General features: G+C 58.4%; 14 protein-coding genes, 1 tRNA gene and 1 pseudogene. 7 read left to right on the top strand and 9 right to left on the bottom strand.

Features of this window, described 5'->3' with window-relative positions; all coding sequences use genetic code 11:
- Positions 1-18 precede the first annotated feature (18 nt).
- From JWP26_RS02840 to JWP26_RS02830, 3 genes are all read left to right on the top strand, one after another.
- Positions 19-807, top strand: a complete 789-nt coding sequence (locus JWP26_RS02840) for a transporter substrate-binding domain-containing protein (RefSeq protein WP_299723150.1) — start codon at positions 19-21, stop codon at positions 805-807.
- A gap of 42 nt (positions 808-849) precedes the next feature.
- Entirely contained in the window at positions 850-1,665 is an 816-nt protein-coding gene (locus JWP26_RS02835; RefSeq protein WP_299723147.1) for an amino acid ABC transporter permease, read from the top strand.
- Positions 1,666-1,728: 63 nt separating this feature from the next.
- Entirely contained in the window at positions 1,729-2,235 is a 507-nt protein-coding gene (locus JWP26_RS02830) for a CreA family protein (RefSeq protein ID WP_299723145.1), read from the top strand.
- Positions 2,236-2,281: 46 nt separating this feature from the next.
- Here JWP26_RS02830 and JWP26_RS02825 read toward each other — a convergent pair whose 3' ends face one another.
- Positions 2,282-2,461: a hypothetical protein gene (locus JWP26_RS02825; RefSeq protein ID WP_299723143.1), complete on the bottom strand. Its 180-nt coding sequence runs from the start codon at positions 2,459-2,461 to the stop codon at positions 2,282-2,284.
- Between the two features lie 457 nt (positions 2,462-2,918).
- Between JWP26_RS02825 and JWP26_RS02820 the strand changes: the two genes are divergently transcribed.
- Together JWP26_RS02820 and JWP26_RS02815 are read left to right on the top strand one after the other, a co-directional pair.
- Positions 2,919-3,554: a peroxiredoxin gene (locus tag JWP26_RS02820; protein ID WP_299723141.1), complete on the top strand. Its 636-nt coding sequence runs from the start codon at positions 2,919-2,921 to the stop codon at positions 3,552-3,554.
- A gap of 128 nt (positions 3,555-3,682) precedes the next feature.
- Positions 3,683-5,470, top strand: a complete 1,788-nt coding sequence (locus tag JWP26_RS02815; protein WP_299723138.1) for a hypothetical protein — start codon at positions 3,683-3,685, stop codon at positions 5,468-5,470.
- Here JWP26_RS02815 and JWP26_RS02810 read toward each other — a convergent pair.
- Genes JWP26_RS02810 through JWP26_RS02795 form a run of 4 tightly spaced genes read right to left on the bottom strand, consistent with a single transcriptional unit; the run spans position 5,442 to position 7,199 of the window.
- Positions 5,442-5,831, bottom strand: a complete 390-nt coding sequence (locus tag JWP26_RS02810; RefSeq protein WP_299723136.1) for an MmcQ/YjbR family DNA-binding protein — start codon at positions 5,829-5,831, stop codon at positions 5,442-5,444. The two genes, JWP26_RS02815 and JWP26_RS02810, sit on opposite strands and share 29 nt — an antisense overlap.
- Positions 5,828-6,187: an MmcQ/YjbR family DNA-binding protein gene (locus JWP26_RS02805; RefSeq protein WP_299723134.1), complete on the bottom strand. Its 360-nt coding sequence runs from the start codon at positions 6,185-6,187 to the stop codon at positions 5,828-5,830. Before JWP26_RS02805 ends, JWP26_RS02810 begins: the two co-directional genes overlap by 4 nt.
- 1 nt (position 6,188) lies before the next feature.
- Complete coding sequence (gene msrA, locus JWP26_RS02800; protein WP_299723132.1) at positions 6,189-6,842, bottom strand: peptide-methionine (S)-S-oxide reductase MsrA; 654 nt, start codon at positions 6,840-6,842, stop codon at positions 6,189-6,191.
- Between the two features lie 33 nt (positions 6,843-6,875).
- Positions 6,876-7,199, bottom strand: a complete 324-nt coding sequence (locus JWP26_RS02795) for a hypothetical protein (RefSeq protein ID WP_299723130.1) — start codon at positions 7,197-7,199, stop codon at positions 6,876-6,878.
- Positions 7,200-7,434: 235 nt separating this feature from the next.
- Here JWP26_RS02795 and JWP26_RS02790 point away from each other — a divergent pair.
- Positions 7,435-7,524: transfer RNA gene (locus JWP26_RS02790), tRNA-Ser, on the top strand.
- A 128-nt stretch (positions 7,525-7,652) separates the two neighbouring features.
- On the opposite strand, the gene JWP26_RS02785 is transcribed toward JWP26_RS02790, so the two are convergent.
- Positions 7,653-8,744, bottom strand: a complete 1,092-nt coding sequence (locus tag JWP26_RS02785; RefSeq protein ID WP_299723128.1) for a P63C domain-containing protein — start codon at positions 8,742-8,744, stop codon at positions 7,653-7,655.
- 291 nt (positions 8,745-9,035) lie between these two features.
- Entirely contained in the window at positions 9,036-9,578 is a 543-nt protein-coding gene (locus tag JWP26_RS02780; RefSeq protein WP_299723125.1) for a hypothetical protein, read from the bottom strand.
- A 539-nt stretch (positions 9,579-10,117) separates the two neighbouring features.
- On the opposite strand from JWP26_RS02780, the gene JWP26_RS02775 reads away from it, so the two are divergent.
- The gene (locus JWP26_RS02775) at positions 10,118-11,830 is read left to right on the top strand and encodes a hypothetical protein (RefSeq protein ID WP_299723122.1); all 1,713 of its coding nucleotides are present in this window, start codon (positions 10,118-10,120) and stop codon (positions 11,828-11,830) included.
- Here the strand turns inward: JWP26_RS02775 and JWP26_RS02770 are convergent.
- Both JWP26_RS02770 and JWP26_RS02765 read right to left on the bottom strand, forming a co-directional pair.
- Positions 11,781-12,014: pseudogene (locus JWP26_RS02770) on the bottom strand (recombinase family protein); the annotation flags it as partial. The gene JWP26_RS02775 and the pseudogene JWP26_RS02770 overlap by 50 nt on opposite strands.
- A 210-nt stretch (positions 12,015-12,224) precedes the next feature.
- Positions 12,225-14,279, bottom strand: coding sequence for an ATP-binding protein (locus JWP26_RS02765; protein ID WP_299723119.1), 2,055 nt, complete (start codon positions 14,277-14,279; stop codon positions 12,225-12,227).
- Positions 14,280-14,516 lie beyond the last annotated feature (237 nt).

Below are 14,516 nucleotides of genomic sequence, written 5' to 3'. Positions count from 1 at the left end.
CCCGGAGCCTGCCATCTCATGAAGTCGAAGTTCATTGCCGCCGCCGCTATCCTGCTCGGCACTATTTCCGCCCAGGCGCAGGCCCTGCCCGATCTGGCAGGCCGCACCATCGTGGCGGTCACCGAAAATGCCTATGTGCCGCTGAATTTTGCCGATCCCAAAACCGGGCAGGGCGTGGGGCTGGAATATGACCTCGTCAACGAGATCGCCAAGCGCCTCAACGCCAAGGTCGATTGGCAGCTCTCGAGCTGGGACGTGATGATCCAGGCGGTGCGCGACGGCCAGTTCGATATCGGCATGGACGGCATCACCATCAATGACGAGCGCAAGGCTCAGATCGATTTCTCCGAGCCATACCTGACGTCGGAACAGCTCATGCTGGTGCGCGCCGACGAAACGCGGTTCACCGATAATGTCACCTTTGCCGCCAATGCCGAATTCCTGGTTGGCGCGCAGGCCGGCACCACCAATTTCTACACCGCGGTCTATTCGGTGCTTGATGGCGATGAGGCCAATCCGCGCATCAAGCTGTTCGACACGTTTGGTGCGTCGGTTTCGGCGCTGCAGTCGGGCGATGTCGATACCGTGCTGATGGATAAGACCTCGGCCAACGGCTATATCGGCGCCAATCCGGGTGCGTTCAAAGTCGTCGGCGGCCCGCTGGGCAGCGAGGATTTTGGCTTCATCCTGACCAAGGGGTCAGACCTGATCGCCCCGATTAATGCGGCGCTGGCATCCATCAAGGCCGATGGCACCATGGATAGCCTGCAGAAGAAGTGGTTCTACGACTACAACGCTGCCCAGTAGGATGACTGCAGGCCGCGGCGCTTCGACCGCGGCCTCACCCTGATGGCTGCCTCACCCATTAAACCTTCCCGCTTCGCCAATATCCCGTGGTGGCTCCTGGCCATCGCGCTGCTGTTCGTGGTCGGCCTCTGGGCCATCACGGCCGATGCGGGCTATTCGCAGATTTTCCGGGCGCTGGCCGGCGGCGTAGTGACCACGCTCTGGGTGGCTTTCTTCGCCTTCGTGGCCGCCATCGTGCTCGGCCTGCTGGTGGCGCTGGCACGCACATCCCAGAGCCGCGTACTGCGCGAGGTGGCGACGTTTTACGTTGAGATCATCCGCGGCATTCCGGTGCTGGTCTTCCTGTTCTACGTCGCCTTCGTGGGCGCGCCCTGGTTCGTCTCCGCCATCAATGTGCTGATGTCTCCCCTGGTCCAGATCGGTTGGCTCGAGGTCATGACCATCCGCGATTTCGATTTCGTCTGGCGCGCGATTTTGGCGCTGACCGTGTGCTATTCGGCGTTCATCGCCGAAATCTTTCGCGCCGGCATCGAGGCAGTCGATCGCGGGCAGGTGGAAGCGGCGCGCGCGCTTGGCCTGTCGCGCTGGAACACGTTTCGCTTCGTCGTAGCGCCACAAGCCCTGCGCACCATCCTGCCGCCGCTGGCCAATGACTTCGTCTCAATGATCAAGGATTCGGCGCTGGTTTCGGCTCTGGGCGTCCAGGACATTACCCAATTGGGCAAGGTCTATTCCTCGGGCACGTTCAAGTTCTTCGAAACCTATAATGTGGTGGCCTTCCTCTACCTCACCATGACCATTTCGCTGTCGCTGCTGGTGCGGCTGCTGGAACGCCATTTGCGCGGCCGGCAGCGGTGATCCCTTGCGTCGCGCCCGCGATTGCCCATCTATCGTTCGCATCCATTGGAGGACCCTGCCGCCATGAACCTCATCGCCCGCATCGCCCTGCCTGCCGCCTTGCTTCTGACGCTCGCCGCCTGTGGGGATAATCGCCAGGTCGGCAATGTCGGCGTCGACTGGACCGGCAACGATATTTCGATCGACGCTGTGGCCGATCCGGAAGTGGCGGGGGTGGTCTGCCATCTGGCCTATTTCAACCGCAGCTTCATCGATCGCGTCAGCCAGGGGAACTGGTTCGAGGACCCGTCCTATTCGGCGCTGGATTGCTCGGTGGTTGGGCCCATCACCATCGGCGATATCGCCACCAAGCCCGGCGGCGAGGAAATCTTCCGCGAAAATCGCTCGCTGATCTGGAAGTCGCTGCGCGTCACCCGCGTCTATGACGCCGCCAACAATGCGCTGATCTATCTGGCCCACGCCCGCGAAATCCAGCAGGGAAGTGGCAAGATGTCGCTCTCGGTCATCCCCCTGTCGACCGAGCAGGTGACATGGACCAATGGCGCGCCGGCGCGTCCCGCGGCGCAATAAAAAGGCCCGCCTTGCGCCGGGCCTCCCTGTCGATCCGAGCAATCAACTAATTACCCGTAGCCTCGTCCTTAGCCGGGCAATCGGAGTCGACGCCCTGAACGGTGGGCGAGCCATCCTTGCCGATGCAGCAGGTGCCGGCGGAGTCATCGTTGGTGCTGTCGTCGCTGCTGGCGTTCATCGAGTCGTCATCCGAGTCATTGTCCATCAGCGATTCAGGGGCGCCCATATTCCCGGCCGTTTCCCCGCATGCTGTACTTTGCGTGGCATCAGGGGTGGTTGCATCCTGGGCATGGACAGCGCCTATCGGGGCAAGGGACAGGGTTGCGGCGGCAAGAAGGGCCAAAAGGGAGGATTTCATTTCGGTCTCCAGTCGATTGATGAAATGGACTTATGGGTCGAAGTACTGCGGTGGCAACGCACCGCTTTTCCCTTTAGTGGCACGGCGATTGGTCACGAAGCCGTGAGGGTGGCCAAAAGCCTAAACCTGTCGTGCCGGGGCGGACGGTTGCGGCGGGATTAAGCACTGATGCTGTTGCGGCAACGGCCCTTGGAACGCCATGGCGTCTTAGCCGCTCAAAACACAAAAGATTTCGCTCCCGGGCGCTTCTTCCGCAGGCTATGGGTACGATATTCTAACATCAACAAGCCGCGTCCCGGCCGGACGAGATAAGGAAGCAACGAGCATGGCGATACTGATTGGCGATACTGCGCCCGATTTCGAGCTGGACTCCACCGAAGGCCCGATTCATTTCTACGATTACATCGAGGGCCACTGGGCGGTGCTGTTTTCGCACCCCAAGAATTTCACCCCGGTCTGCACCACTGAGCTGGGTTACACCGCCAAGCTGAAGCCCGAATTCGACAAGCGCGACGTCAAGGTGCTGGGCCTGTCGGTCGACAAGCTTGAGGATCATGCCGCCTGGGCCAGCGACATTGCCGAGACGCAGGGCACGGCGCTGAACTTCCCGTTATTGGCCGACACGAAGGGGGAAGTCGCGCGCAAGTACGACATGATCCACCCCAATGCCGACAATACGCTGACCGTGCGGAGCGTGTTCGTTATCGGGCCGGACAAGAAGGTCAAGCTCAAGATCGAATATCCGGCGTCCACTGGCCGCAACTTCGACGAAGTGATCCGCGTCATCGACAGCCTGCAGCTGACCGCCAAGCATCAGGTCGCCACCCCGGTGAACTGGAAGAACGGCGAGGATGTCATCATCGCGGGTTCGGTCAACAATGAAGCCGCCAAGCTCAAATACCCAGAAGGCTGGAAGGAACCCAAGCCCTATCTGCGAATTGTTCCCCAGCCACGCGGCTGATCGGCCGCATTCGTTTTCTCCCTGACAACTGGGCGGCAGATCGATCTGCCGCCCTTTCTTTTGTGCCGTTTTCAACGCACTTTAAGGCCGCCGCGCTAGAACGATGCCGGTCCCTCCGGAGCACCCCGATGCTTGACCGGCAAAAGCATGACCTGTTGCCGCTGGCCTTCGTGTTCCTGGCGGCTTTGGCGTTCATTGCGGTCCGCGCCAGCTATCACGGCTTTGATCAGGTGTTTTTCGCCGATAATGACGATGCCATGCGCATGGTCGTGGTGCGCGATTTCCTGTCCGGGCAAAACTGGTTCGACCACGCCCAATACCGCATGAACACGCCGTTCGGCGCCGCTATGCACTGGTCGCGACTGGTCGATCTGCCGATCGCCATTGTCGAACTGCTGGCCCGTCCACTGGTTGGCGCGGCGCAGGCGGAAATCGTCGCCGGCTATGTATGGCCGTCCATTCTGCTGGCGGTCTTCATCTGGCTCAGCGGCCGGCTGGCCCGCCTGCTGGTCGGCGCCGAGGGCGTCCTGCCCGGCATGCTGCTGTCGGCCTTCTCCATCATCACCTTCAGCGAATTCAACTTCGGGCGGGTCGATCATCATTCCGTCCAGATCATTCTGACGCAGGTCGCCGCAATCGCCACCATCACGGCGCTGCGCCAGCCGGGCGCGGCGATCGGCGCGGGCGTCGCCGTGGCCACGTCGCTGGCGATCGGCATCGAAACCTTGCCGGTGGTGATCGCCGCCGTGGCCATTTACGGCCTCGTCTATGTGGCATCGCCCATCCATGCGCGGGCCGTACGCAATTTCGGCCTGTCGTTCGGCCTCGGCACGCTGCTGCATCTCGGCATCGCCCTGCCGCCCTCGCTCTGGTTCGTACCGGCGTGCGACGCTATTTCCATCGTCTACGTCACCGCCGCCCTGGCGGTGGGGCTGGGTCTGTCTGGCCTGAGCCTACTGCCGCTTGGCACCCGACCCTGGTCCTGGCGGCTGGGCGCCGCCGTCATCGCTGGCAGCGCTGCCTCCGCTCTGGTCCTCGTGCTGTTCCCCCAATGCCTGGCCGGTCCCTATGCGTCGGTCGATCCGTGGCTGGTGCAGCATTGGCTGGCGGGTGTCGGCGAGGCGAAGCCCTTGCTGGCGGTGCTGAGCGAACAGCCCAGCTACGTGGTGGCGGCGGCCATTCCGACGACGCTGGCCCTCTTTGTCTATGCCTATGCGGCCTGGCGCACGCGCGGCGTCGAGCGCGGCGGCTGGCTGGTCATGCTGACATTTCTTGCAGTCATCGCGGCGGTCGCGTTGTTGCAGGTGCGCGGCATCCGCCTTTCGGCAGCCGTGCTGTCGCCGGCCTGCGGCTATCTGGTGATCGCCGCACGCGCCCGATATTTGCGCCGAACGACGGCGTTAAGCGTGCTGGGATTGATTGGCAGCTGGCTCGGTTTCGCCGGGCTGCTCTGGGCGGTGCTGGTGCAACAGGTCGTGCTTCATCTGCCAGCGCAAACTGGCGCGCGGGTCGTCACCTCAGCCGAAGTCGACAGCGACGCGTGCCTGGCGCCCGGCGCCTATGTCGACCTCAAGGGCATGCCGCCCGAACGCATCATGACCCCGATCGATCTGGGCGCCTATGTGCTGCTCTATACCGATCACGCTGTCGTCGCTGCGCCCTACCATCGCAACAACCAGGGCCTGCTCGATACCTTCCACTTCTTCAATGGCCCGATCGGCGAGGCCCGAGCCATCCTTGATGCACGCGGCATCAGCCTCGTCGTCACCTGCGACGCCCTGCCCGAAATGAGCGGTCTTCCCGACGCGGCGCCGGATGCCTTCGTGCATCTGGCCCGCGCCAATGCGCTGCCGCCATGGTTTTCCGAGGTCAAGCACGACGGCCCGCTCAGGATCTACGCGGTCCTGCCGCAATAAGTCCGTCCAGCGCCAGTTCTGCCCGGATCCTGCGCGTCAGGCGCGTCGCGATCAGCCGGTGCGCCTCCACGATATAGGCCCGCACCTCATCTTCGCGGAGGGGTGCTTCGAGGCCGATTGCCACCCATGATGCTCGCGCGAAATAAGGCGCCGGCCTTATGCCGGGCAATTCGGTCAGCATGTCGAAGGCCAGCTCCGACACCTTGAGCCAGACCTCGCCCGGATCGTTGTCGAGCAGGGCAAAAATCTTGCCGCCGACCTTGGCGACGCTATCGTCGCGCCATTGATGCACCAGCGTCGCCGCCGGCTGCGCCAGCACGAAGGGTTCGAACCCCGCGCGGGTAAAGATCGGCGCGCTCATTGGGGTGGCAGCAGTCCAAGCTCGCGCTGCAGCTTCTTGGTCAGGCCGGCCGCCACCACTGCATGCGATCCGGCAATATAGTGCTCGACATCGCCCTTGGGCAGCGCGCCGGGAGCCACCACGACCCATTTGCCCTTGGCAAAATACGGTGCCTGATCCACGCCATCCAGCGCGGTGAGAATTTCAAAGCTGGTTTCGGGCACCTTGAAGACGATGTGTCCCGGCTCGTCATGCCGCTCGCCCCACATGGCGAAAACCTTGCCGCCAACCTTGGCGATCAGCCCGCCCCATTGCTCGACAAACGTGGCGCCGGGCAGGGTGGCAGCAAAGTGCTGATACTCTGCCCGGCCGATCATGCTAGGCGGCGACGCCGGTGCCGATCGGGCACGAGACACCAGTGCCCTGCAGCCCGCAATAGCCGCGCGGGTTCTTGGCGAGGTACTGCTGGTGATAGGTCTCGGCATAATAGAACGGACCCGCCGGGGCGATTTCCGTGGTGATAGTGCCCAGGCCCTTGGCCTTGAGCGCGCCCTGATAGGCGACGCGGCTGCGCGCCACGATGTCCGCCTGTTCGGGCGTCGTCGTATAGATGGCCGAGCGATATTGCGTGCCCACATCATTGCCCGAACGCATGCCTTCGGTCGGATTGTGCTCCTCCCAGAAGGTCTTGAGCAGGGTATCGAGGCTCACCTGCGCGGGATCGTAGACCACCTTGACGGCCTCGGTATGCCCGGTCTGGCCCGAGCAAACCTCTTCGTAGGTCGGATTGGGGGTCGAGCCACCCTGGTAGCCAACCGCGGTCACATAGACCCCCGACAGCTTCCAGAACAACCGTTCCGCTCCCCAGAAGCATCCGAGCCCGAAATAGATGGTCTCAGCGCCAGCGGGATAGGGGCCCTTGAGATTGTGTTCATTGACGAAGTGATTCTCGGCCACGCTCATTTCGGCGGCTCGGCCGGGCAGCGCCTGATCTGGGCTGGGAATGGAGCTTGGTTTGCTTTTGAAAAACATCGGTCTTCCTTTCTGGGGCGCAGTGGAACGGCGTCAGATCTGGTCCTGCTGGATATACCGCTCGCGCCGCGGCCTCCGGCCCAGCAGGGCCAACAGAATTCCCGGTACCGCGATCACCGCAAACGCGGGGTAGCTCAACAGCGCCGCCATTGTGCCATCCAGCAGATCGGCAAAATACCGGCTATTGAAAAACGCCTGGACTGCCGAGAGGCTCGCTGGATTAACGCTGGTCCAGGTCTCGGCCAGGCTCGTCAGCACCAGTTGGCTGGCGCCCAGCGATTTGGTGCCATCGATGACGGCAAGCACCAGAGCCAGGCCCACCAGCCAGGTTCCAAGAATTCTCAAGACAAGCCGCATCACAACTTCCTGTGCGCCCGGGACATCGTGAGGTGACTGGTCATTCCGGCCCCTGCCGCGGTTCTTTGTGCCATGGTGTGGGTCCAGGCTACAAGATGGGAGCTGGGCTGTACAAAACAATCCTCTTGTCGCAGCTGTGATCGCTTGCATCCTGGGCGTCGATGCGTATATTGCGCCCGCTCGCCCCGGCCATTGGCCACGCGCCGGACCCTTCCACCGGCCGCCAGAGCGAAGCGGAGAGATGGCCGAGTGGTCGAAGGCGCACGCCTGGAAAGTGTGTAGGCGGGGAACCGTCTCAAGGGTTCGAATCCCTTTCTCTCCGCCACTAAACCAGCCTATCCCGCTGTTATTGCGTTGGTTTTGGCTTTTAGCTATAAATGCCCCGCCATTTTGCCCCACAAAATTGTTGTAGTGGTTGCAGTGTAATTCTCACCGAGGGGCGGCTGTCCACTGCTACTCGCCACTGTGCTCGACATTGGTCTGGCGTCGGTCTTTACCGCCTGACAACGACATCTGCATGGTTTCTCCAAATTTTGGATATGCCCTATCCAATCCCCTCTTAAATGATTCCCAATCATCGGCCGCTCTCAGTAGCGCGATAACGCCCGAGATATGTTCTTTCAACTTGGGGTGCCCTTTGTCTGTATTGAACCATTGGTGGTGCTTATGTGAACGCCGCCCTGTTTCGGCAACGGGGTTTTTGGTTCGAAGTTCCTCAGTTAGTCCCGGTGCAAGGCGGTCATAAACAAAGTCATCTGTCCAGTTCGCGACAACGCTTGGGCGTTTGGTGTTCCACGGCTCGAACTTCCAACCTCTGAGGCGATAAATCTCCTTGTAAAAGTCGAGTGGGAAGGTGAGTGCCCATTTTTGCCGCTCCTTTGCTAGAAACGTTGCAAATATCTTCACCAGAGCGTCGCGAGCACGGTCATCCTGGTATCCAGTGGCCTCATCAATAAGTGCCACAATGCCCAAATCGGCCAAGGCAAGCGTCAACGCCTCCGCCTGCTGCGCTTTGGCGAGCTGTTGCTTTTGCAGTTTGCCCTGAGCGCGGGCCCTGAGCCAGACGCCGCATACCGCGACTAGAATCGAAGAGTCATAGCCTCTAACGACCCTGTCTCCGTCGACATAATCGATCGGCCGGAGAGGGCCCTCCAGCAAGTCTTCCGTAATAAATTCCTTTAACTGACTTGGAGCCACAAAGAGCGGCAAAAGGGCCCCTTCCCCTTCCGCGGCTTTCTTGAGGCGCTTTGATGCCCCGCTGCGGGTGCCTAGAATCGCTTGCGTAATTCCGTTTTCGCTTAAAACACGTTGAATGCCATTGGGCCCCTCGACCACTGCGCAAGGCAACTTGGTTCCGTCCAGCGTCAGCACATTGGAATAGCCTTCAAGGACGCGTGGCATATCTGGGGTGGGCTCTGGTCGATTTGTCCAACGGGCCTTCGCCGCCTCGGCCGCAATTGCCGAACGCTCCTCGGGGCTAAGCTTCTCCTTACGGGCTTTTCCACCAGCGCTGCCCACGGGAGATCGCCCAAAAAGGTCAGACATGCAAGCATCCTTCTATCCAGAATGCTTGCAAAAATGACACAGACCGCACGACCTTGCAAGCATTCTGTGCTGTCAATGCTTGCAGTCTATACTAGACGCCTGGACGTTTCCCGACAGCGGCACGCTTCTGGCGGTCGCGGTCGCCTCGTATGATGTCTTGCCTGCCACGCGGAGGACTGCGGTTGAAATGCAAAGACCAGCTCGCAGCACGGCCACCAGCGGGCGTGGCCAGAGCTTCGAACCGAGAATTAGTATGAGGCGCGGCGGCACGTATCGTGCCGCCGCGTTCGGTTAGAGCGCTGCGTCGACCAAATCTTTGAGGCGAACTAGCTCGCTTGCATTCAGGGCCGCGACGAAGCGAGAGAGCAAATCGTCGTCGTCCTCTGCGTCAAGAAGAGCATCAGCCTTTTGATAGGTTGCACCAGACCTAAACACGGGGTCCCCGGCGATCTTCACACCGGTCTCCATCAATTCAAAGCCTTGGGTAACCATTATTGCTTTGACCGCAGTGCCAATAAACTGCCGGACCGACAACGCATGTAGATCTACCTTCTCCCCAAAATCAAATGCCTTGAGGGCTCGGCTGATATTAGCGACGGGTGGAATTTCTAAGGGGACGGCTGCTTTCATCATCGTGATGAAATTGGGTGTGAGAAGCAAGTGCAGCAACTCATCGCCGCCCACGATACTTTTTGCGGACCGCCTCGCTCTACGGATCAGTGCATCGCCACGCATATGGTGGTATCCTTTTGTTGCTGACGAACGCTCTAACGTTCGATCAGGTGGTTTCCGGTGTGATCGTGTCACCTGACCTGTTTGAACCGGATTGAACATGCCGTCAAGTCCTGTTCAATCCGGTTCGACAAATTTCCGCCTATGTGAGCTCCAACAAGCGACCCGAGCTGCTAGCACAGTTGTTCATCGCGGTTCGGTTCAGCTCCGCTATCATTCTGTGCAAGTTCTACCGTCAAAAGCCCTCCTGCGTTGCGATCTCCGAAGCACCGAGCCGAAGTTGTATCTGCAAGCAATGATTTGGTAGAGGAACGGCGTCTTAAAATTGAAGGCGGACGGTCCGATTTATTCGCTTGCCATTCGACACTCGATTGTCAGAATCCGATATTCTGTGCTGTGAAGCGGCAGTGTTCTGGCCCACGCTATCCGACCAGCGTTGCCATCTCCTGTTAACCCACTGACATCTACGAAATAATCGAAAACCGGTCCGGAAAGTCCAACGACACGTTCAGTGACACCGAAGAGCTCAAGCCGGTGAAATACCACTGGGGCAAGCCCTAGCGATACCGACAGCGTTGATGCATGCTGTGAACGGGAGCTTAGCGGCTCCGAGTGGCCGACCAAGCGTTCTAGAGGGAAGTATGGCAATAGACATCGTGGTCACAACCGATAGGTACCACAGCGACCCGAACTCAAGGAGCTTGATCGACTACCTGCGAGAAAATCAGGGTGAGTTGGCCATCGACAGCAGCGTCCTCTATTACGATTTCCCTGCATACGTGGACTACGAAACCGAAACGATACGCCCCGATGTTCTGCTGTTCTCGCCTTCTCACGGGTTTGTGGCGGTCCGTTTTGTTGACGACACTATTTTTGTGCGATCAACGGAGACTTCTAGCGAAGTTGACCTCGGGTTGAACGACTTTTGCAGCAATCTATACGCCCGACTGCTCAAGAGCCGTGAACTGCGCACTAGCAGAACCAAGGCGGTTTTGGAGGTCCATCCGATCATTTTTGACGCTTCTACTGGTCACAAAGCCACGGCGGGCAATGATGAGTTCGAAAGCGTCGTATGTACAAGCTACGAGCAACTCACGGATTACCTCCACGAGTGGCAGGTTGACGCGATAGCTGCGCCTCTGGTCGCTGAGGCTCGCTCGGTCGTTGAAGGGGCAAAGGCTCTATCGCGACCGACAAAACGGCAAATCGACGATCCAGTAAAGCAGCCTCTTGCGGTAGCGCTCTCGGCCTTAGAAGCGGAAATCGCAAACTTTGACCAAAAGCAACGTCACATTGCCCTCGTCGATGTTGGCGGTCCGGCCCGCATTCGGGGATTGGCTGGCTCAGGTAAAACAGTCATCCTCGCAATGAAGGTGGCGCACCTTCACTTAAATAATCCTCACGCACGTATTCTGATTACCTTTTTGACCAAAAGTCTGCGCGCCACGATCAAAACGTTAGTGACCAAGTTCTACCGGCACTACTCCGAGAATGATCCTGACTGGAAGGTCATTCACATTCGACATGGTTGGGGAGGCTCAAATTTGCCGGGCGTGTACTCCGACGCCTGCAAGCGGCAGTATGTGTCTCCTTTGAACTTCACCGAGGCAAGGGCACTGGCGAAACGTCGCGACGGTGCTTTCGAAGCAGCTTGCAACGACCTGCTCAGCAAGGGGCCAATAACGGCTTATTATGATCACGTCCTTATTGACGAAGGACAGGATTTTCCAATCAGTTTTTATAAGCTGGCCTATGACCTAACCAAAGGCGAGCGTGATCGTAAAAGTATCGTGTGGGCCTATGACGAGCTTCAAGACATCATGAACGTCAAAATAAGGCAGCCAGATGAACTCTTCGGTTTGGATGATGATGGCAAGCCTAGGGTAAACCTCGACCGGTCCTCTGCACGTATGCCTCCGGGTGCGTCGAATGATGCCGTACTAAGTAAATGTTATCGGAACCAGCGAGACGTTTTGGTGTCCGCTCATGCGTTGGGGTTCGGTGTTTATGGCAACGTAGTGCAATTGCTTGAAAGTGCAGATCACTGGAGAGACGTGGGATACGACGTGGTTACTGGCCCTCTCAAGACTGGCGAAGTCGTGGAAGTAGTTCGGCCCGAGCGGAACAGTCCCGTCCAGATCATGGAAACGCCCGAGTTTCCGCTAATTGCTTGGCATACCGCGACTTCTCTAGATTCTGAGGCCGAGTGGGTTGCGAGGAATGTGAAGAGATTTATAGACGGAGGCCTCGGAGCAGAAGAAGTCGTTGTCATCTCTCTCGATGATCGGCACGCCAAAGGCTACTCAAATTTAGGACGTCGCGTGTATCGCGGCCGAGCCTGTCGAGCCGAGTGACCATCAATTCATCGCCGGGTCTCAGGAACTGGATAACCGTCGCAAGTTCAACTCGACCTTCACGGCTACCGCCCGATACTTTTTCTGACCGGATGATTTCACACCCTTCGGCTTTCAGCTTAGCAAGTTGGATATCCAAGTCTTGGTCGATGCTGCTAACGCGGGCATACCCGATGCGGGCCATGTGTCACCTGATACTTTGCAGCCTGAGGTTCGCATACGCTGAATAGTCGGTGTCAACCGGACCAACTAGCGACACAAGCAGCCGATATGCTCTCCCTTTCGCTATCGCATAACGGCTGCAACACGTTAGGGGACAGGCGGCGTTGGTGTTCAGCGCGTCAAGAAGAAGCTAGCGTGTAGATCGGGCGACGTGGTTGCAGTGCAATCGATATCAGCATGCGGTCTCGCCTTCCGACCGAGGCGGACTCGACAGCGGACCTTTAGCGTGCCGGTCAAAAGTCGACCGCCCCTCAAGCATCTGTACGAAAGCTTCGTTTCGATTGCTCGCACGGTCGACGAGGCGGTCAAATGCAACAACTTCGAGCATGAGGTTTAAGGTCGTGTAGTAACGATAAGCCATCCGCCCCCCATAGTTGGTAATCACGAAGTCTTCTTCCGCTAGATAATTTTGCAAGCTATCGTTCCAGTCTGCCAAGACATATCCACGCACCATCGTGTCGGGCGGGATGGCGATCTCGCGCCCCGCTGAAGTCGTGACCTTGCCCTTTTTGCGGATTTCGGAGATTTGCTTTTTGAGTTGGTCGACCGGGTCGTTCGTAACAATGTCGCCGTCGGAGGAGTAACCTTTCTTCTGCGGCCGCTTCATCTCTACGACCATCAACTCATTATCGTTGTTTATCAGCAGATCGTGCGCATACTGCCCTTTGCTCCTGTGAGTGCCCTCAGGTGTGCGGTCGCTGGAGATGTATTGGGCGTAGGCGAGGTCATCGTCCAGAAGCCAGAGATTGTGCGCGCTATAGTCTATTTCATCGCTGTCTCTATACCGCGGATAGACAAGCTGATGGACCTTGTCCTCTGTGGCAAGATCGCCGTCATGCTTTTTGAGGAGCTCGCGGAATATGCGGATAACGTGGTTTCGATAAGCCACATAGACCGCTAGAGCTTCCTTCGCGTCTTCTGGAATCTGAGTTTTGACTAGATGGACTAATTGATCGACACTGGTGTGTTGATCGAGCTTTGTGAAATCGAACTTTCGGCGGAAGCGTTCTACGAATAAGTCTTGCGCGAGTTGCTCGCGGGACTCGGTGATCGAACGTTTCTCCACGAAATCTGCGGCAGATCTATCGCCTAGACCGCGGCGCAGTAGAGGGTCAATGGCAATGAGGTGTTCAACCTCGGCAACCATCTTCGCCCGTCTCTCGGCGGTATAGCTGGACTCGATCTCCAGAATGTGTTGCTTCGCCAAGCCGATCAGGTGGTCCTTGATGGACTTTTTCTTGCCATCGTATTCGATCTTAGCGTGCAGGTTGGTGATCCGGTCGCGAGACTGGGAGGATACGAAGAAATCACTCGAGACTGCCACTAGATAGAAATATCTCTGCACGCGGCCGTCTCGCGTCTCATAAAACGGCTTATCGTTAACACCTGAGGAAATGTTCTCAAGGTCACTAGCGGCTCGATTGTTGGCGTAGAAGTACAGACGGTGCTTCCTCGCCTGCGTCTCTGCCACCTTAAAATAGTTGAATTCAAACCGCCGCTCGCCCTCGCCAATTTTCAGGTGCTCCACCCTTGTGCCACCGATCGAAAGCGACTCTTGGAAGTACGTATGTAGGTTTATGCGCTGGCCTTGTAAGGTCAGGAAGAAGGCGTGCGGCACCTTCTTCTGGACAAATTCAATCAGGAAGTGATCGACCAACGCAACGGCGATGGCGTCCTGTGCTTTACCATCCTGGTACGGTTCACTGGTAAAATCGAAAAAATCCGGAGACGTTTCCAGCGGCGATTTCATGACGGCAGTCAAACCGGTGTCGAAGCGGTGCGCGTCCAGCCCTGCGCCTGATGCCACTTCAACAAGGTTGTCCTCAGAAGAGAAAGGGTCGTACCTGTAGGACCCTCCGGACGACCAACCTTCTGCGTTCGTCTGCCGAGAAGAGTAAGAGACTTCTTTGAAAATCTTAAAGGCGATAAACCTCCCAAAACCTTTTCCTCCGCGTTCGTACTTGTTGCCGGTCAGCGGGGTAAGGAACGCGCTGAGATTCTTTTCGTCAAAGCCCACTCCATTATCGGCGATCGAGATTTGCCTCGCCGCGGAATCGAATTCGATCTCGATAAAGCCCCTGTTTTCTACTTCGCTGTCCCATCGCTCCTCGATCGAGTGAAATGAGTTAGAGACCGCTTCGTACAGAGGGAAGAGGAAGCCGTTAAGCCCTTCCGGCAATGTCGCCCGCTTCACTTCCGATGCCAGATCGATCGACTTGTGCTTCACGCTGTTCCCCTTCAGCAAAAGTTCTCCGCAGACGATGCCCGCCTCAAGTTGCGGGAGCAAGCCTGATTAAGTGTCGGTCGGCTATTGGCGAAGGCGATCCGACCGCCTCCGGCGGCGTAGGGACACCGAGAAGCGATGCGTCCATTGCTGGAAATTAAGGGAGCCGGTGGCTGAGTTCCCTTACTGCACACGTCTGTCGGTCGCTGCGGAATTCGCTCAGCCGGGCCGCGGGCCACG

It is taken from the genome of Devosia sp. (assembly GCF_028290435.1).
Classification (GTDB): Bacteria; Pseudomonadota; Alphaproteobacteria; order Rhizobiales; family Devosiaceae; genus Devosia.
The sequence above is the reverse complement of the archived record's forward strand: the minus strand, read 5'-3'. Positions and strand labels throughout refer to the sequence as shown.